This window comes from Dolichospermum sp. DET69, assembly GCA_017355425.1.
Lineage (GTDB): Bacteria > Cyanobacteriota > Cyanobacteriia > Cyanobacteriales > Nostocaceae > Dolichospermum.
Genome location: CP070233.1, coordinates 1,073,910 through 1,092,551, shown reverse-complemented (window position 1 = coordinate 1,092,551; position 18,642 = coordinate 1,073,910). Strand labels below are relative to the sequence as shown.

Below are 18,642 nucleotides of genomic sequence, written 5' to 3'. Positions count from 1 at the left end.
CTGATTCAGACAAAAACATGACCGAAAGTATAGATCATGATCGCTTATTTAAAGAATTAATATCCACGTTTTTCATAGAATTTATAGAACTCTTCTTTCCCCAAGTTCTGAAATATCTGGATACCAACTCAGTTACATTATTAGATAAAGAACTATTTACCGATGTGACAACAGGAGATAAACATGAAGCCGACTTAGTAGCTAAAGTAAAATTTTTAGGTAAATCTTTTTACTTTTTAGTTCATATTGAAGCAGAATCTGGTGCCAAATCAAAATTCAATAAAAGGCTATTTAACTACTTTGCTAAATTACACCAAAAATTTGACTTACCAGTATATCCTATCGTTATATTTTCATACCATACACCCAAAAAAGTAGCAGTTAATAACTATGAAATTAACTTTCCTGATTTAGAAGTGCTAAAATTTAATTATCAAGTAGTACAACTAAATCGTCTCAACTGGAGAGATTTTTTAAATAGTCAAAATCCAGTAGCATCTGCATTAATGTCAAAAATGAACATAGAACCAGCAGATAGGCCAAAAGTAAAAGCAGAATGTTTAAGGTTATTAGTGACCTTAAAACTCAACCCAGCAAAAATGCAATTGATATCAGGGTTCATTGACACATATTTGAGATTGAATAAAATAGAAGAACAGACATTTGCAGCCGAAGTAAGTTCATTTATACCCAAGGAAAAGGAGAAAGTTATGCAAATAGTGACTAGTTGGATGGAACAAGGAATTGAACAAGGAATTGAAAGAGGAATTGAACAAGGAATTGAAAGAGGAATTGAACAAGGAATTGAAAGAGGAATTGAAAGAGGAATTGAAAGAGAAAAAAAATTAATTCTCCGTCAAATTAATAGAAAATTTGGCAACATTGGGATGGAATTAGAAACCAGAATTAGAAGTTTAAATTTAGAAATAATTGAATCTTTAGGAGAAGAAATATTTGATTTAGATACTATAGACGATTTGCAAAAGTGGTTAGAAGATGTGTAAAAATTATTAACTAAACAACTTTTTATCACTTGAAAAATATATGCAATAAACATCCTGTAAATCCTGATGTAGACAACAAAATGATTCAAAACATAGATCATGATCGCTTATTTAAAGAATTAATATCCACGTTTTTCATAGAATTTATAGAACTCTTCTTTCCCCAAGTTCTGAAATATCTGGATACCAACTCAGTTACATTATTAGATAAAGAACTATTTACCGATGTGACAACAGGAGATAAACATGAAGCCGATTTAGTAGCTAAAGTAAAATTTTTAGGTAAACCTTTTTACTTTCTAGTTCATATTGAAGCAGAATCTGGTGCCAAATCAAAATTCAATAAAAGGCTATTTAACTACTTTGCTAAATTACACCAAAAATTTGACTTACCAGTATATCCTATCGTTATATTTTCTTATGATGTACCGAAAAAAGTAGCAGTTAATAACTATGAAATTAACTTTCCTGATTTAGAAGTGCTAAAATTTAATTATCAAGTAGTACAACTAAATCGTCTCAACTGGAGAGATTTTTTAAATAGTCAAAATCCAGTAGCATCTGCGTTAATGTCAAAAATGAACATAGAACCAGCAGATAGACCAAAAGTAAAAGCAGAATGTTTAAGGTTATTAGTGACATTAAAACTCAACCCAGCAAAAATGCAATTGATATCAGGGTTTATTGACACATATTTGAGATTGAATAAAATAGAAGAACAGACATTTGCAGCCGAAGTAAGTTCATTTATACCCAAAGAAAAGGAGAAGGTTATGCAAATAGTGACTAGTTGGATGGAACAAGGAATTGAACAAGGAATTGAAAGAGGAATTGAAAGAGAAAAAAATTTAATTCTCCGTCAAATTAATAGAAAATTTGGCAACATTGGTATGGAATTAGAAACCAGAATTAGAAGTTTAAATTTAGAAATAATTGAATCTTTAGGAGAGGAAATATTCGATTTAGATACTATAGACGATTTGCAAAAGTGGTTAGAAGATGTGTGAAAATTATTGGCTAAATAACTTTTTATCATTTGAACAGTATACCCAACAAACATTCTGTCAATCTTCACATTCTGTAAATCTCGTATTCCTGACGGGAGGCGTATGACTCCTACGTCGTCACGCAAGCTATGGCCATTTCTGACAAAAAAAATTAATTTTTTAATTGATCATCAGACATTGAAGATCATGAAATTTAATATTGGTATTATTATGAGTTGATTTGTATATCCAGCCCTACTGACTGCTCATGAAAAAGAAATAAGACGTATTCTTGATCCTTTAAAGGTATTAATCATAGAAATATATTATAATAGAGAGAAAGAGGAAATCAATTTTGATGCTGTTACAAAAGGGAAATTAAAATGAGCAATTTAACTTTGGAGATATTCTTAAAAGAAGTGGATAATTTAACCACAGAGGAAAAGATTGAATTAATCTCTTATTTAAGCAGACAAATAGAAAATCAGCCACGGAAAACCAAATCAAAAAACTTAGTAGAATGCTTACAGAATTCTCCTCTGGTTGGTGCGGATTTAGATTTAGAACGTCAAAAAGACTTTGATAACCGCAACATAGAGTTATGAAATATATTTTAGATACAAATATTGTCTCTGAATTGATCGCTAAACAACCTAATAAACAAGTAATTGAGTGGCTTCAAAGATTAGATCCCGAAAATCTTTTTCTGAGTGTAATCACTATGGGAGAAATTAGAAAAGGAATTGAAAAACTTCCTGAATCTTTACGAAAAAAGAATATTCAAGCATGGTTTGAGAATGAATTATTGATGGGATTTGAGGAAAGAATTTTAACCATAGACTTATCAGTAATTTTATTATGGGGAGAATTACTAGGAGAATTAGAGAAAAAAGGCAGAAAGTTACCACCATTAGATTCTCTGATTGCTGCTACAACCAAATATCATAGCTATACTTTAGTTACTCGTAATACAAAAGATTTTAAAGGAATAGACATTTTAGTTTTTAATCCTTTTGAAAACTGAAAATTATTTTCAAAGCAATTTATGAAATATACGTAGGGTGGGCAATGCCCACCAAAATCCTTATCCGGTGGGCGTTGCTACACTACTTAAAATTTTTCAAATATCAGTTATGATTCCTATATATTAAAAATAGGTGATTAATAGACTTTTATTCTCAAGATTTTATCATTTGAACAGTATACCCAATAAACATCCTGTAAATCTTAAAATCCTGTAAATCCTGATATGGCTTGCGCCACGCTACGCTATCAGACAAAATACAGAATATCGTCACTAATAAACATCCCGTGAATCCTAATTCTGACAAAAACATGACCGAAAGTATAGATCATGATCGCTTATTTAAAGAATTAATATCCACGTTTTTTATAGAATTTATAGAACTCTTCTTTCCCCAAGTTCTGACATATCTAGACACCAACTCAGTTACATTATTAGATAAAGAACTATTTACCGATGTGACAACAGGAGATAAACATGAAGCCGATTTAGTAGCTAAAGTAAAATTTTTAGGTAAACCTTTTTACTTTCTAGTTCATATTGAAGCAGAATCTGGTGCAAAATCAAAATTCAATAAAAGGCTATTTAACTACTTTGCTAAATTACACCAAAAATTTGACTTACCAGTATATCCTATCGTTATATTTTCTTATGATGTACCGAAAAAAGTAGCAGTTAATAACTATGAAATTAACTTTCCTGATTTAGAAGTGCTAAAATTTAATTATCAAGTAGTACAACTAAATCGTCTCAACTGGAGAGATTTTTTAAATAGTCAAAATCCAGTAGCATCTGCGTTAATGTCAAAAATGAACATAGAACCAGCAGATAGGCCAAAAGTAAAAGCAGAATGTTTAAGGTTATTAGTGACATTAAAACTAAACCCAGCAAAAATGCAATTGATATCAGGGTTTATTGACACATATTTGAGATTGAATAAAATAGAAGAACAGACATTTGAAGCCGAAGTAAGTTCATTTATACCAAAAGAAAAGGAAAAAGTTATGCAAATAGTTACTACTTGGATGGAACAAGGAATTGAACAAGGAATTGAACAAGGAATCGAAAGGGGAATTGAAAGAGGAATTGAAAGAGAAAAAAATTTAATTATCCGTCAAATTAATAGAAAATTTGGCAGCATTGGGATGGAATTAGAAACCAGAATTAGAAGTTTAAATTTAGAAATAATTGAATCTTTAGGAGAGGAAATATTCGATTTAGATACTATAGACGATTTGCAAAAGTGGTTAGAAGATGTATGAAAATTATTGTCTAAACAACTTTTTATCACTTGAACAGTATACCCAATAAACATCCTGTAAATCTTAAAATCCTGTAAATCCTGATTCTGACAAAAAAAATTAATTTTTCACTTAACTCTAAGAATCTAAAACCCTAATTTGAATTTGGTGAAGACGTGGACCAAAAACCGATATAACAGTAAATTCAAGATTGTCATAATTAAATATTTCACCCTTATTCGGAATTTTTTGACATTGATAAAGCAAAAATCCCCCCAAAGTTTGATATTCTCTAGTTAAGGGTAAATTGAGATGTAAGACTTGATTAACTTCTTCTAAATTAATTTGCGCTTGAATTAAAAACGTCTGTTGGTCTACCATTTGGATCAGTAAATCATTGCTGCTGTCAAGTTCACCTGCATGACCAATAATCTCAGCAATAATATCTTGAATAGTTACCAGTCCTACAGTTCCCCCAAATTCATTAACTACCATCACCATAGCGGGTTTCTCTTGCTGCATCATTGGCAAAAGTTCACTTAAAAGAGTTTGTTCTGGTACAAATCGGGGCGGACGCATCCACGGTTGAATTTCTGTCTCTGGGGTGATTTTTCCTAAAGCTAAAGGTGGTGCTAAATCTTGAAAATAAACTATTCCCCGAATATCGTCTAACGATTCGCCAATGATAGGATACCGAGAGTGGCCAGTAGATGCTATTTCCTCAAGTAATGTATGAAAACTGGCAGTTATGGGAATACCAATAATACTAGTCCGAGGAATCATGATGTCTTCAGCGGTAATATCCCCAAACTCAAAAACATTATTTAATAATTCTCGTTCGGCATTTTCTAAACCTGAAGATTCCCGTTCTGTAGAGATAATTAATTGTAATTCTTCGGGTGTCACTGGCGGCCGCCAACTTTGACCTGTATATTCAACTCCAAACAATCGTAAAAGCCAGTGGGTTGACTGGTTAAGAACCCAGATAAAAGGACTGAAAAAACGGACTATTGATTTAACTGATGGACCCAAAAGCCTAGCTAGATGTTCTGAATACAACATTGCTACCGATTTTGGACACAATTCTCCTAAGACAATTTGTAAGTAAGCAATGGCAAAAAAGGCAATAGGGACTGATAAAGAATGAGCTAGTAAGTAATTCATTCTCAACGGTAAAGGCCAGGAATGCAGCCATTTTTCTACTAATACAGCAATTGTCCCTTCTCCAATCCAACCCAGTGCCAAACTAGAAAGGGTGATACCTAGTTGGGCTGTAGATAGTAGTCTATCAATACTACGTTGTAATGTTTCCACAGCGATCGCTCGAATATCCCCAGCTTGCACTAACTGTTGGATCCGAGTTCGTCGCACTGTCACCATTGAAAACTCCGCCGTCACAAAAAAAGCATTGATAGCAATCAACACTAGCACGCTACACAATCGTAGTCCCGTATCTGTCCAACTTAAGGTAGAAAAAGCACTCACTGTCTAAGATAGTTTAGAATTTGATACCGGGAGAAGAAAATCCAGAAGCGAATCTTAATTACCTTTTTCTACAGGAATATCAGACAATTGTAACTTGAGTTTTTGAGCAGGATAATCAGTCAAAGACAGAGATATCTGTTTAACATCATCAAGTAAAGCGGTAGGAATGCTGATTGTACCTTTAAATTCCGCACCTTTTGCGGGAAGTTCTGCGGGTAAACCTTCTGTAATTGCGCTCAAGGTTCGGCCTTTATCGTCGGTAATATCTAAAAAGCTATAGAGAAACCGCACAGAATCACTACCTTTATTCTGCATATTCACTTTTAGTAGTAAATCACCACCAGAATAGCGAATAGATTTTACAGACATAGTTACACCTTCACTTTCAGCAGTCACAGGAAATCCTGGTTGAGAAGTTTCTTCTACTACGGGTTTTTCCTTTGGCTGGGGCTTGGTAATTTTAATCTCTTCTTCTTCTGATTTGTCTGGTTTATTACCTTTGTTTTTGTCGTTAATTCGTGATTTCACAACTTTGAGAATATCTTCTTCTTTTAAAAAAGCTACACTTTCCTCCTGGGGGTTATTAGCCTTGCTGCTTTTAAATTTAGTTGCAGGACGACCATCTGGTGTAGTGACACCCTTAAGTGCCATACTTCCTAAGGTAAAGCCTAAAAAACCACTCGCAGAACCGGCTCCCAACATCAGAGTTAACAAAATTAAGGTTAGTAGTACAGTAGTATTTATTTTCATAAGACCTCGCGGTATGTGGGAAACTCAGTGGCTTTAGCTCTGAGAGGGAAGCAACACGAGTGAATTTATTCACTGTGGTATTTAAATGCTGATTTTTGAATGGATATAATCCCAGGAATCAGCAAACCCGTTTAAGTCCCCTCGCCCAACTAATCCAAAATGTCTTGTCTTTAACCAACGACTGAACAAACAGCCTTGCAGATAATCCAAACTGGGGAAGTATTTGGAAGTGCGTATCAGGATTAGTCTCAGTGAGCTAGTCGCTGCTTACGTTGCAAAGTTTGTTCTTTGCAAGCTCAATCCCTTTAGGGTTGAGTCAGTGACTAGGGAATAGAAATTTAGATTTAGTTACTATATATGCTACTAGGGATTTTTGAATTTGGCCTTGTTAATCCTAGCAAAATTTACCACCCATACCCGTGATAGGGGATAAAGTTCTAGAAATGTTCTTGATAATTGTTTATAGGTTGCCAAATTATGGTACAATAGTGTACTGTAGTTAAAGTAAAGTCATAAATCAATGACTAAACTGGAAATACAAGGTTAAAATCCAAGTAAATAAGCGCCTTTGGCCGATTGGGGAGGCAACGAACTCATAATTCGTCTTCAGGCTGGTTCGATTCCAGCAGGGCGCACTTTGCCAAATTCTAGCTATGATCACCCTTTTCAGGTTTTTGCCTATTAATTGCCCATTCTACCTGCCGTAAAATCCCTCGTAACATTCCTACTTCATCAGTTTGTAAATAAGCCCGATTATACAGGTGGCGAAACTTTTCCATGCGACTAGCTGCGGTATGGGGATAAAGATAACCAATGGAAAGCAATAGAGATTCCAATTGTTGATAATAAGCTTCCATAGCATCTAAAGGAGCAACTTCTGAAGCAGGTATATTTTTATCTATAAATAAATCCGTAGATTGTGACAATTCATAACAACAAATAGAAACCGCAGTCGCTAAATTCAAAGATGGATATTCTGGATTGGTGGGAATAAAAACTAATTTGTGGGCATAATTTAATTCTTCATTGGTTAATCCTCTATCTTCCCTACCAAAAATTAAAGCTACGGGCTTTTGGGTTTCTGCTAATAACCAGGGTAAAGCCATGCGGGGTGTTTCTAGGGGTTTTTGTCCACTGTATTCACGGCCAAAGGTAGCAATGGCCCGGACACACCCCTGCAATGCTTCTGGTAATGTGTTTACTATGACCGCAGATTCTAAAATGTCTTTGCCATGAACTGCCATTTTTATAGCATCAGAAGATGAGCGATCGCATTGAGGATTGACTAATATTAATTTAGATAAGCCAAAATTTTTCATAACTCTGGCCACTGAACCGACATTCAATGGACCGGCTGGTTCTACCAATACTATAATTACGTTGTTACAACTGGCTTTTATATCAATATTTTCTGTCATACTTATTTATTTTTACTGGCTTTAATCATCATAATTCAATATTTAATCCGTTTATTATCTATTTCTGCTAGTGGTTGAGATAGTTTCTCTGATACTTTTAGAGTGATTTTTGCCATAGTATAGTCATACTTAACTTTTTTAACCCGGTTCAAAAACCATTTTAACTTTTACATGGGAACTTTTTCAAAAGTCCACTAGTCCTGTCACCAAGGTTTAGCAAAACCCCTACTGCATAAGCATTTTCTTAGTATCAAGTTGACTTGAATCTTACGTAAACGCTGTATTTTTGTACGGCTATTTTCAGCATGAATATATCTGTGAATACGAATATTTTGTGCTGATAATAGATGTAAAACAGTTCATAATTTCTGAATTTAGTATTTTCATTGATCTCTTTTATCCTTGTATTTACTTTAACACACTGAGGAGATATACCATGTCTATTCAAGATAATAATAGCAACAAAAAAGATCACCATATAACTAGACAAAAATTAGGACAAACAGCCCTAATTTTAACTGCTTTTATCCCATTAACTACTCAAAGTGGTTTAGCAAACCAACTATTAAGCAGCTTAGATCAATACTTAATTCCCGTAGCGTCAGCAAGTCCCAATCCAATAGCCCAAAATTCCGTAAAATTGAGACAAATCCGTCAATTGCGTACAACTAAGCAATATGATTTGATTGTTGTTAAAGATCAAAAATTAGCTAATCAATTAGGTGCAGAAACAATTCTAATTGATAGTAAACAGATATTTGTTGTTGATAAAAATGGCAAAAAAACAATTGCACCTGATGGTCAATACAAACTTTCCAACAATTTAATTATTGAAGTCGCTCAAGGCAAAGTCATCAATCAGGCTATATTTGATTTAGGGAAGAAAAATCCTGCTGCTGCTGATGGTTCATGGGATCAATCTTCATGGACAGACCAAGGAGGTTGGAAAGATTGGTCACGCGGTAGTGCAATAGATTCTAGATTTACTAATGTGCAACGTACCTTACCTAATTCAGTAGTGCGTGACACCTTACAAAAGATTAATCAACAAGAACTAAAACTTCAACAAATTCAACAAATTCAACGATAAAAAATTATGTAGAGACGTTCCCTATAATGTCTCTATAACGATTATATAAAACCCACTATATATTACGAAATTAAGGAATTTAAAATAATGCACCTAATTATGAAATTGAGCAAATTATGTAATTTAAGATGTACATATTGCTATGAATATGATGAACTAGCAAATAAAGATCGGATGTCTTTAGAGGAAATAGAGTTTTTTTTCAAAAATATGGCAGCTTATATAATTAAGCAACAAAAAAACTTTCCCTTATCTCTCATTTTTCATGGAGGTGAAGCACTTTTATTACCCCATAATTACCTTCGAGCAATTTGTCAACTCAGAGATAAATATTTTACTAATAATGGGATTGATACGAGAACTACTGTTCAGAGTAATTTATTTAAAATATCCTCTAAAACCTTAGATTTATTGGAAGAACTAGAAATACATCTAGGATTTTCCTTAGATGTATTTGGAGAACAGCGACTTGATATTGCTGGTAAAGTTTCTCAAGATCAGGTTTTAGATAATTTACAAATTTTATTAGATCGAAAAATTCCCGTTGGTGGAATTTCTGTTCTGCACGCGCTAAATGTAGATAAAGCAGTGCAAACTTATCAGTTTTATAATGAATTAGGAATAGATTATCGAATTTTACCTATTCATAGCAGTCGGGAAATTGTTCCTGCAAGAATGAGTCATTTATTATTAACTTATCAGCAAACAATTAATGCTTTGAAACTAGTTGCAAAAGCTCAATTTAACCAAATTTCTAATATTACTGTGCAACCACTTAATGAGTATTTTCAAGCAGCAGTGAGATATTTAGTCAACTCTACAATTGACATTTATAATCCCTACATTCATGATTGGGCTTGGATTGTGAATACTAATGGTGATGTTTATCCTCATGGTGATGCTTATTTACCAGAAGGTTTAATGGGTAATATTTTTCAACAAACAGTGAGCGAAATTTTTCAATCTCTGGCTTTTGCCAATGTTACCAATAATCGGATACAAAGAGGAGAAGTTTGTCGCAGTTGTCAATTTGATCGCAAGTGCAATCAGATTGCAATTACTGAAGCAATTCCTAGTGAGAGAGTTTACGATTCTGCGGGTATTTTGCAATGCTCAATTGCTAAAACGATGATTGAATTTATGATAGATGAAATCAGGAATTCACCTGATAGTCAATCAATATTTGAACTGTATAAATCACCAGTTTTGGTGGGATAAGTTTATTGATTAATCTTCTATTGCTTCACTCATTAGCTGTAAGTCTTCTTTGGGTATTGAACCTGCAAAACGCAGTAATTGTTTACCGGGAACACCTTTGATTTTTGAACTTGTCAAATTGCGGGCAAATTCTAGGACTTGATATTGCAAGTCTTGAGGCATGATTTTTAATTGTTCAATAACTTGGTCAGCAATAGATGTAGTCATAATATTTTTTCCTAGCATTGTTAAATACTATGTTATTGGAAAATAAAAGTCAGTCAAGGGTAGACATTGCTAACATGATTTGAAAAAGTCAGGACTCTTGACTGATAATTTAATTATAATATATCTAGTTTATAATCACTGATTTTCATAGTATCCTCCCTTAAAAATGTTCACCCTGACAAATAACAATGGATTGTTAGTTAACCATCCTAGAGAACGACTTCTTGTATAATGTTCTATGGAATCTATAGGCACTTTTTCTTGAATTCCCATTTTAAAGGGAATTTCTTCTAGTAATGAATAAACAACTTCTTTAGAATTTGACTGAGGCGTAATTGCTATACCTGCATCCTCCAATAAAAAATATGCTTTACTTTTTGTGAAAAAACGAGCATAACCTAAACCGAGTATACCAAATGAATGAATAGGATAAATAACAAGTCCTGGTCTATGTAAACCATAATCTTCAATGAGGTACAAAAATTTTTCAATAGGATTATTAACATGAGGATCTTTGATTAATGAAAATAATAATGATTCAATAATATTTCTGCTAATAAAGATTTCTTTGATCCACAAAATTTCTGCTATTTTCAAACTGACAAGGTTAAGATTAACTTCAAATGCCTTTAAATCCTGTGTTGGATGGTTGGTTATATTGTCCACAAAATCATATATATCGCTGATGGTATTTATCCTATCCCTCTTGTTTATAAGAAATTTAATTGACCGCAATACTTTTCTAGTTATTATTTTTTCATACAACAATCGTTGGTTAGTGCTGAGTATAATTTCCATTATTTGATTAGATAAGGTAGTTTTTGAAAGTAGTATAACATAAACAGCCAAAAAACTCTCCGTATTTCCACGTCTAGAAGATTAATAAAATCTTAACCCATTTCTGAGTTTTATACCATCACTTATACCCGTATACTTGACTATTCCTATTCTTGTAATTACAATGTAACTACCAAACTATCCCCAAAAAATAAAATGGGTAAAGCAATTAAAACCCGAATAGTCAAAATCGGCAATTCTCAAGGTTTACGCATTCCCAAAACCCTATTAGAACAAAGCGGAATTAACTCAGAAGTAGAAATAGAAGTTAAAGGAAATCATCTGATTATTCGCCCAGTTACACAAATAAGAAAAGGTTGGGAAAAAGCATTTACAGAAATGGCAGAAAAACAAGATGATGTCCTATTAGATAAGATCAATACAACAGAATGGGATAAAGCTGAATGGCAATGGTAATTAACAGATTTGATGTTTATTTAGTTAATCTTGATATTATTATTTTATAGCTCTCCTGTCTGCCTTAGAACTTGTTCATACAGATTCTGATTTACCCAATATTGAGCCACATCAATCATCGCATCAAGTAACGGTTTTATTTCAGGAATAATATGTTTTTCTTTGGCTAATAAAAGAATACCAAGAGTACCAATTAATCGTAATCCTATACTTTGAGCTACTTTACGAGCATCCCGTTCATCTAAGAGAATTTTATGTATACCCATTTCAAGAGTTAAAGCAATAGCTTCTCGTTCTCCATCATCTAGTTCGGGGGAAATAATAGGGTCTATATTTGAGATAGTGCGAACTTGTAGCCATTCAGAAGTAACTGCTTGTAAAATAAATTGTGACCAAAAAAATCCTGAAACTGTTGTTTCATCATAAACAGCTTGGGGAATTATAACTTGTCCAAACACCTCCTTCAAAATATCTAGACGATTGATAGCAGCAAAGTTAATTAGAGGTGTAGCATTACAAATAACAGTCACAATTATTAAAAACCTTCTTGAATAGTCTTAACATCTTCCAATAAATCAAATTCATTATAATGTCGTTCAATTTTCCTTTGTCCTAAAAGCTGCTGAAATTCCCAAACAGATAAATTAGCCAAACGTCGCGCTTGACCAAAAGTAAAAATATTCTGTGCATATAACTGTAAAGCTAAATCCTGACGAATAGCCGACTCACCCTGACTTAAAGAATCAGGTGATAATTGTAAATTAATCGAACTCACAAATTTACTCATTTAAGAATCTCATTAAGCATTTCTTCAGTCATATCTTTAGCTTCAGCAGCTTTCCCAACTTGATCACAAAAATGCTGAAACTCTGCCTTTAATAACCCCTTAATTTTTTGATATTCCACAACAGACAGCACAACCACTAAATCTTGCTCTTGACCTTGAATAGTAACAGGTTCTTTCTGAGCTTGATCTAAAAATTCGGCAAAATTTTGTTTAACTTCAGTAGCAGAAAGATAAATCATAAAATATCCCCTTTCCTCTTATCCTAACTCAAATATCTTTCTTCCTTTGCGCCTACCCTACGGGATCTCTAAGAGGTTGTTTGAAAAGTATTAGATGAAACCGATAATCTCCAAAAACCTAACCCCCCTGCCCCCCTTCCCTACGTTAGCGCAGCGTGCCGAAGGCTGGGAAGGGGGGTTTCAAAGCCTCTCCCCGCTTCGGGGAGAGGTTTACAAGAGGGGTTTATTTATACATTAAAAACTTTTCAAACATCCTCTAAGAGAGATTGGGTGAGCTTTTCATGAACATAAAACAAAGACGCAGAAAACCCTCTCTGCGTCTGTAGCGAGAAAAAATCCTTAAACCATCTCAGCAGTTTGCTGCGCTTGAGGCTGGAACATAAACAGAGAATAAACCACATCACGGCGGATATTCACCATCATATCCAGGAACAACTCATAACCCTCACTCTTATACTCAATCAGCGGGTCCTTTTGACCATAACCACGCAAACCAACCGACTCACGCAAAGCATCCATTTGTTGCAAATGTTCCCGCCACAAAGTATCTATGCGTTGGAGAATAAAGAACCGTTCCGCTTGACGCATTAAACCCGGTTGAATTTGGTCAATTTGCGCTTCCTTCATATCGTAGGCAATTCGCGCTTGTTCATGGAGGAAAGCTTTAATCTCCATCATTACCATGTCCTCCAACTGGACAGACTGCATATCAGCCAACAGGTAAACAAACTCCTTCACCTTATCCACCAACTTTTCTAACTCCCATTCTTCCGAAGGTAAATCAGGGTTAATGTAATAATCAACGATGTCGTCCATCGTTTTTTCCGCGTATTTAATTACCTGTTCCTTCAAGTCTTGACCTTCCAACACCCGGCGACGTTCTGCATAGATAGCCCGACGTTGGTTATTCATCACCTCGTCATACTCAAACACCTGTTTACGGATGTCGTAGTAATAGGTTTCTACCTTCTTCTGTGCGCCTTCCAAACTGCGGGTTAACATCCCCGACTCAATGGGCATATCTTCTTCCACTTGGAAAGCATTCATCAAGCCCGCAACGCGATCGCCCCCAAATATGCGTAATAGGTTATCCTCTAAACTGAGGAAGAATCTTGTCGTTCCGGGGTCGCCTTGTCTGCCCGCCCGTCCGCGCAACTGGTTGTCAATCCGTCGTGATTCGTGACGTTCTGTACCAATAACGTGCAAACCACCTCTACCTACCACATCATCATGTTCAGTGGTCGTAAATTCTTCATATTCATGCTTAACTTGCTGGTAGGCTGACCGCAATTTCTGAATTACCGGGTCATCAGTAGGGGCTTTTTCTGCGGCTACCGCTACCTTTTCCTCTGCATCCAGTTCTGATAAACTCCGCTCACCATAAGCCTTTACAGCTACTTCTACGGATTCTTTCAACAACTGTTCTGTCTCTTTTTTTAAGTTGGTGGGGAAAATTTCTGGAGAAGCCCGCCAAGTTTTTACCTTTTTCCCAGGAACAAAACCTTGACCACCACCACTACCAGCCATAGGTAGTCCAGAAGCCCGTTGTACACCAAATTCATCATCTTCAGGGCTAACAATGCGGGGCATAAAATATTCCCGGAGTTTTAACCGCGCCATATACTCAGAGTTACCACCGAGAATGATATCTGTACCCCGTCCTGCCATATTGGTAGCGATAGTTACAGCACCACTGCGTCCAGCTTGAGCAATAATTTCCGCTTCCCGTTCCACGTTTTCTGGTCTAGCGTTCAGTAACTCGTGGGGAATGTTCATTTCCTTGAGGAGTCGGCTAAGAAGTTCAGATTTTTCGACGCTAGTTGTACCCACTAACACAGGTCTACCATTTTCGTGCATTTCGGCACATTCTTTAGCGATCGCTCCCCACTTACCTGGTTCAGTCTTAAACACCATATCAGACAAGTCTTCCCGTCTTCTAACCTGATTAGTGGGAATAATCGTCACTTCCCGTTTGTATATCTTCTCAAACTCTACCTCTTCCGTTTTTGCAGTTCCTGTCATTCCCCCTAACTTGGGATAAAGCAAAAACAAGTTTTGATAGGTAATTGTTGCCAAAGTTTGGGTTTCTGGCTGAATTTCTACGTGTTCCTTGGCTTCAATAGCTTGGTGTAAACCATCACTCCAACGTCGTCCAGGTAATACCCGACCTGTAAATTCATCCACAATCACAACTTCATCATTGCGGACAATATAATTCACATCCTTGAGGAACAATTCCTTGGCTTTAATCGCATTAAACATAAAATGCGCCCAAGGGTCTTCCGGGTCAAATAAATCTGTTACACCCAACTGATTTTCCGATTCGGCAAAACCCTCATCCGTCAAAAGAACGTTACGATCCTTCTCATTAACTTCGTAATGCTCCTCATTTTTGAGCGCAAACGCAATTTCCGCTGCTTGTAAGTATTTTTCTGTCGGTCTTTCCACCTGACCAGAAATAATTAATGGAGTCCGTGCCTCATCAACTAAAATCGAGTCTACCTCGTCAATAACACAGAAATTAAAGGGACGTTGCACCACCTCAGCCATGGAAGTAGACATATTATCCCGGAGATAATCAAAGCCAATCTCGCTGTTGGTGACATAGGTAATATCACACTGATAGTTTTTTTGGCGTTCACTGGGGGTCATAGTGGACTGAATTAGCCCCACACTTAACCCCAAGAACCGATGTACCTGACCCATCCATTCCGCGTCCCGACGTGCCAGGTAATCATTAACGGTAATTACGTGAACACCTTTACCTGTCAGGGCATTTAAATAACTTGGTAAAGTAGCTACTAAAGTTTTCCCTTCACCGGTTTTCATTTCTGCAATTTGCCCAGTATGCAGAATTATACCACCCTGTAATTGAACATCAAAGTGCCGCAACCCTAGCACCCGCCGCCCTGATTCTCTAACAACAGCAAAGGCTTCAGGTAAAATATCATCTAGTGTTTCGCCATTGGCTAACCTTTGTTTAAACTCGACGGTTTTAGCTTTTAACTGTTCATCAGACAGTGGCTTAATGTCTTCCTCTAAGAGGTTAATTTCTGTAATGTAAGGTTGGTATTTTTTAAGTTTACGAGCGTTGGGATCGCCCAACAAAAGTTTTAGCATGGCAGTTTATAGAATTAAATCAAGGAGGATGGATATTTAAGCTTTGGCTATATGATTATAGACATTTAATGCAACCCAGCCGTTTTGTGGATGGATGGGTGGAAAATGAGCATTTACTCAAAAACATAATGAAAATAACCCAATCATTTTAAAGAAGGATTGGTTTTAATTATTATTTTAATGGGTGAACTGCTTTATCGTATCATTTTGCCCTTAGAACCAGGAAGAAGTTAAAAGAGATCATAGGTAATAGGTAATGGGTAATGGGTAATGGGTAGGAAAAATCTTTTCCCCTGCCTCCCTACTCTCACTCTGGAGTGAGGCTGCGAAAATTATACTTATCAAGTCCTAGTTGGTGTTGTGCGGATCCGACATTAATAGTACCAACTGAGTCCGCAGAATTTGCACTGTGGGCACTAGTGGCTAATCCCAATATCCAGCCCATAGCCACACTCCAAGCGAAAATCACCAACATGACGATGAGTAGTTGGCGTTTTAGTCGACGATGGGATTTACCTTTAACTAGATTTGACATAGGGTTCTCAATTTATTTTTGCGTTGAGAAACGGTTTTTTATAAGAGAAATCCTATAAAGATGTTCTATGAACCATCTCGACATTTAAAATATCAGTATTTTTAGGATATTTATAGTCATTATGCACAAAAATTTACAGGCTTTCTAAGTAGCTTAAAAGGTCTGCCATTTCTTGGACACTGGGCTGGAATTTGGGCATGGGAGGAGTTTCACCGCTAGTTACTTGATGAATCAGCCCATAGCGGGATTTATATTTGGAGATTTCATGCAAGCTTGGACCGACTAGGCCGTTTGCTTCTAAACCATGACAGCCAGCACAGTTAATTTGGAAAATAGCTTTTCCCTGTACAGGGTTTCCCTGATGGGAGAGAACACTTTTGACATAAGGATCAGAGGCTTTTACCATCTCAATGCCAAAAAGGATTAAAGGCGTGGCTATCAGCATCGCTACGGCAAAGATAACGATCTGTTGAATCAGAGTTTCAGGTTTGATTAGCTGGTTATCCAAAAGGGTTGCTTTGACAATGTGCAAGTTTTAATTTCCTACACATATCTTAAAATTTCTTGATTGTGTTCGCAAGTACAAATGATGATTTTTATCTATTATTTAGATTTAAAAGGGATATGAGATGCGGGATTCATGCCAAATTTGGTAAAATAGAAAACAGGGAACGAATCTTTCAATAATTACAACAAGGAGACTTACAGTGGTTGAACCCCTACTATCTGGCATTGTGCTTGGTTTGGTTTTTGTAACTTTAAGCGGTTTATTCTACGCTGCCTATAGACAATACAAGCGTCCTAACGAACTAGGCGGCTGATATTAATTAAGGAGTAGGGGCGTATAGCAATACGCCCGTATAGAAATCAATAGGGGCGTATAGCAATACGCCCCTACAGTTATGATTCAGGAGTATGGCTTACACCACGCGGTGCTATCAAGAAGAAGAAAATTCTTCCCCCTATTCTCTGTTCTCTGTTCCCTGTTCCTGATAAAATGTCAAAGTTGTTTTACCATAACTTTTTTGACGGCAGATTTCCCAGTTGGAAATGTTTGATGGTTGCCAATTTCGGTAACGATGTTCGACGGCTATTTCTCCTTGGGAATCTAAAAGCTGATATTGAGCGATCGCTTCTAATACTGGTTCATATAATCCACTAGTATAAGGTGGATCAAAATATATTCTGTCAAATTTTTGACCTGATAATTTTTTTAACTGTTGGGTGACGTTTCCCCGTAATAACTGAAATTTCTGTTCTGGCTTGGCTACCTGTTGCCAATTTTCTTGAATTATGGCACAGGCAAGACTTGATTCTTCAATACCGATCACAACGCTGGCTTCCCGACATAAAGCTTCCGCACCAATAGAACCACTACCGGCGCACAAATCTAACCAGCGACAACCAGCGATTGTTCCCTGCCAAATATTAAATAATGCCTCCCGTACTCGCGCACTGGTAGGTCTGGTATGTTCACCTGGTAAGGTTTTAAGCAGACGATTCCCGTAAATTCTCAGACTCATTAGTTATTGATCATTAAATGCTTGAAATTTGAGTAAATAAACACCTGAAAATATTGCAAACTTTTATTAAGCAAAAACTTTTTCGCGGACTTGAGCCACAAAATTAGATAGAATTTGCAACCCCACATTTGATGATTTTTCAGGATGGAATTGAACCGCCATGATATTTTCATGAGCGATCGCCGCCGTAAAAGTTTGATCACCATGAGTAACAGTTGCAGCCCGAATTTGGGGATTTGTTGGTTCAACATAGAAGGAATGAACAAAATAAACCCAAGGATCGATAGGCAAATGTTCCCACAAAAGACTTTTTGGTTGGTTGAGTTGGAGTTGATTCCAACCCATGTGGGGAATTGTCATTCCCGGTTGAGAACGAAAACGGCGGACTTTTCCCGGCACAATTCCTAACCCTGGTAAAGTTCCTTCGGCGCTGGATTCAAACAAAATTTGTAATCCTAGACAAATACCCAAAAAAGGTTTACCAGAAGCAATCGCATCTTTAATAGGTTTTTCCAAACCACGCGCTCGCAAATGTTGTACAGCCGGATCAAATGCTCCCACTCCTGGCAAAACTATAGCATCTGCTTTTGCCAACTCTTGAGAACAATAAGTAACGTGAGGAGTTGCACCAGCTTTTTCTAATCCTTTGCAGACAGAGTGCAAATTTCCCATATCGTAATCAACAACTGCAATCACTGGCATTTAGCTGCTCCTTGTAAATTTATGAGGGAGGGCATTCTATTATTCTAATTCTAAATAAT

At 36.1% G+C, this 18,642-nt stretch carries 22 protein-coding genes and 1 tRNA gene; 10 read left to right on the top strand and 13 right to left on the bottom strand.

All coding sequences use genetic code 11. From position 1 onward, the window contains the following. Window positions 1-17 precede the first annotated feature (17 nt). From EZY12_05330 to EZY12_05310, 5 genes are all read left to right on the top strand, one after another. A complete protein-coding gene (locus EZY12_05330; GenBank protein QSX69091.1) occupies window positions 18-1,004 on the top strand; it encodes a DUF4351 domain-containing protein in 987 nt (328 codons plus the stop codon). An 80-nt stretch (window positions 1,005-1,084) separates the two neighbouring features. Further along, a complete protein-coding gene (locus EZY12_05325) occupies window positions 1,085-2,011 on the top strand; it encodes a DUF4351 domain-containing protein (protein QSX69090.1) in 927 nt (308 codons plus the stop codon). A gap of 362 nt (window positions 2,012-2,373) precedes the next feature. Continuing rightward, window positions 2,374-2,595, top strand: a complete 222-nt coding sequence (locus tag EZY12_05320; GenBank protein ID QSX69089.1) for a hypothetical protein — start codon at window positions 2,374-2,376, stop codon at window positions 2,593-2,595. Then, entirely contained in the window at window positions 2,592-3,014 is a 423-nt protein-coding gene (locus tag EZY12_05315) for a type II toxin-antitoxin system VapC family toxin (protein QSX69088.1), read from the top strand. The genes EZY12_05320 and EZY12_05315 overlap by 4 nt, the downstream gene beginning before the upstream one ends. A 311-nt stretch (window positions 3,015-3,325) precedes the next feature. Further along, the gene (locus EZY12_05310) at window positions 3,326-4,276 is read left to right on the top strand and encodes a DUF4351 domain-containing protein (protein QSX69087.1); all 951 of its coding nucleotides are present in this window, start codon (window positions 3,326-3,328) and stop codon (window positions 4,274-4,276) included. 117 nt (window positions 4,277-4,393) lie between these two features. On the opposite strand, the gene EZY12_05305 is transcribed toward EZY12_05310, so the two are convergent. Together EZY12_05305 and EZY12_05300 are read right to left on the bottom strand one after the other, a co-directional pair. Continuing rightward, entirely contained in the window at window positions 4,394-5,740 is a 1,347-nt protein-coding gene (locus tag EZY12_05305) for an HlyC/CorC family transporter (GenBank protein QSX69086.1), read from the bottom strand. Between the two features lie 54 nt (window positions 5,741-5,794). Further along, window positions 5,795-6,490: a hypothetical protein gene (locus tag EZY12_05300; GenBank protein QSX69085.1), complete on the bottom strand. Its 696-nt coding sequence runs from the start codon at window positions 6,488-6,490 to the stop codon at window positions 5,795-5,797. Window positions 6,491-7,052: 562 nt separating this feature from the next. On the opposite strand from EZY12_05300, the gene EZY12_05295 reads away from it, so the two are divergent. Next, window positions 7,053-7,125, top strand: a tRNA-Ile gene (locus tag EZY12_05295). Between the two features lie 12 nt (window positions 7,126-7,137). On the opposite strand, the gene EZY12_05290 is transcribed toward EZY12_05295, so the two are convergent. After that, window positions 7,138-7,908, bottom strand: a complete 771-nt coding sequence (locus EZY12_05290) for an RNA methyltransferase (protein QSX69084.1) — start codon at window positions 7,906-7,908, stop codon at window positions 7,138-7,140. A gap of 436 nt (window positions 7,909-8,344) precedes the next feature. Here EZY12_05290 and EZY12_05285 point away from each other — a divergent pair, with 436 nt between their 5' ends. After that, on the top strand, window positions 8,345-8,998 hold the full coding sequence (locus tag EZY12_05285; protein ID QSX69083.1) for a hypothetical protein: 654 nt from the start codon (window positions 8,345-8,347) through the stop codon (window positions 8,996-8,998). Between the two features lie 87 nt (window positions 8,999-9,085). Continuing rightward, window positions 9,086-10,216, top strand: a complete 1,131-nt coding sequence (locus tag EZY12_05280; protein QSX69082.1) for a radical SAM protein — start codon at window positions 9,086-9,088, stop codon at window positions 10,214-10,216. A 9-nt stretch (window positions 10,217-10,225) separates the two neighbouring features. On the opposite strand, the gene EZY12_05275 is transcribed toward EZY12_05280, so the two are convergent. Both EZY12_05275 and EZY12_05270 read right to left on the bottom strand, forming a co-directional pair. Next, window positions 10,226-10,423 carry a hypothetical protein gene (locus EZY12_05275; GenBank protein QSX69081.1) on the bottom strand — a complete coding sequence of 66 codons (198 nt, stop codon included), beginning with the start codon at window positions 10,421-10,423 and terminating at the stop codon, window positions 10,226-10,228. 135 nt (window positions 10,424-10,558) lie between these two features. After that, complete coding sequence (locus EZY12_05270; GenBank protein QSX69080.1) at window positions 10,559-11,221, bottom strand: hypothetical protein; 663 nt, start codon at window positions 11,219-11,221, stop codon at window positions 10,559-10,561. 195 nt (window positions 11,222-11,416) lie between these two features. Between EZY12_05270 and EZY12_05265 the strand changes: the two genes are divergently transcribed. Beyond that, window positions 11,417-11,677, top strand: coding sequence for an AbrB/MazE/SpoVT family DNA-binding domain-containing protein (locus EZY12_05265; protein QSX69079.1), 261 nt, complete (start codon window positions 11,417-11,419; stop codon window positions 11,675-11,677). A gap of 44 nt (window positions 11,678-11,721) precedes the next feature. On the opposite strand, the gene EZY12_05260 is transcribed toward EZY12_05265, so the two are convergent. From EZY12_05260 to EZY12_05235, 6 genes are all read right to left on the bottom strand, one after another. Next, entirely contained in the window at window positions 11,722-12,207 is a 486-nt protein-coding gene (locus EZY12_05260) for a DUF3368 domain-containing protein (protein QSX69078.1), read from the bottom strand. A gap of 5 nt (window positions 12,208-12,212) precedes the next feature. Beyond that, window positions 12,213-12,452 carry a UPF0175 family protein gene (locus tag EZY12_05255; protein ID QSX70523.1) on the bottom strand — a complete coding sequence of 80 codons (240 nt, stop codon included), beginning with the start codon at window positions 12,450-12,452 and terminating at the stop codon, window positions 12,213-12,215. 8 nt (window positions 12,453-12,460) lie between these two features. Beyond that, entirely contained in the window at window positions 12,461-12,703 is a 243-nt protein-coding gene (locus EZY12_05250) for a type II toxin-antitoxin system Phd/YefM family antitoxin (GenBank protein ID QSX69077.1), read from the bottom strand. A 339-nt stretch (window positions 12,704-13,042) separates the two neighbouring features. After that, window positions 13,043-15,823 carry a preprotein translocase subunit SecA gene (gene secA / locus EZY12_05245; GenBank protein ID QSX69076.1) on the bottom strand — a complete coding sequence of 927 codons (2,781 nt, stop codon included), beginning with the start codon at window positions 15,821-15,823 and terminating at the stop codon, window positions 13,043-13,045. A gap of 307 nt (window positions 15,824-16,130) precedes the next feature. Beyond that, on the bottom strand, window positions 16,131-16,358 hold the full coding sequence (locus EZY12_05240; protein ID QSX69075.1) for a hypothetical protein: 228 nt from the start codon (window positions 16,356-16,358) through the stop codon (window positions 16,131-16,133). A 133-nt stretch (window positions 16,359-16,491) separates the two neighbouring features. Further along, the gene (locus tag EZY12_05235; protein ID QSX70522.1) at window positions 16,492-16,866 is read right to left on the bottom strand and encodes a cytochrome c; all 375 of its coding nucleotides are present in this window, start codon (window positions 16,864-16,866) and stop codon (window positions 16,492-16,494) included. 199 nt (window positions 16,867-17,065) lie between these two features. Between EZY12_05235 and petG the strand changes: the two genes are divergently transcribed. Further along, window positions 17,066-17,179, top strand: a complete 114-nt coding sequence (petG, locus tag EZY12_05230; protein ID QSX69074.1) for a cytochrome b6-f complex subunit PetG — start codon at window positions 17,066-17,068, stop codon at window positions 17,177-17,179. A 141-nt stretch (window positions 17,180-17,320) separates the two neighbouring features. Here the strand turns inward: petG and rsmD are convergent, their stop codons facing one another. Both rsmD and hisH read right to left on the bottom strand, forming a co-directional pair. Beyond that, on the bottom strand, window positions 17,321-17,881 hold the full coding sequence (gene rsmD, locus EZY12_05225; protein ID QSX69073.1) for a 16S rRNA (guanine(966)-N(2))-methyltransferase RsmD: 561 nt from the start codon (window positions 17,879-17,881) through the stop codon (window positions 17,321-17,323). Window positions 17,882-17,947: 66 nt separating this feature from the next. Further along, a complete protein-coding gene (gene hisH, locus EZY12_05220) occupies window positions 17,948-18,583 on the bottom strand; it encodes an imidazole glycerol phosphate synthase subunit HisH (protein ID QSX69072.1) in 636 nt (211 codons plus the stop codon). Between the last annotated feature and the right edge of the window lie 59 nt (window positions 18,584-18,642).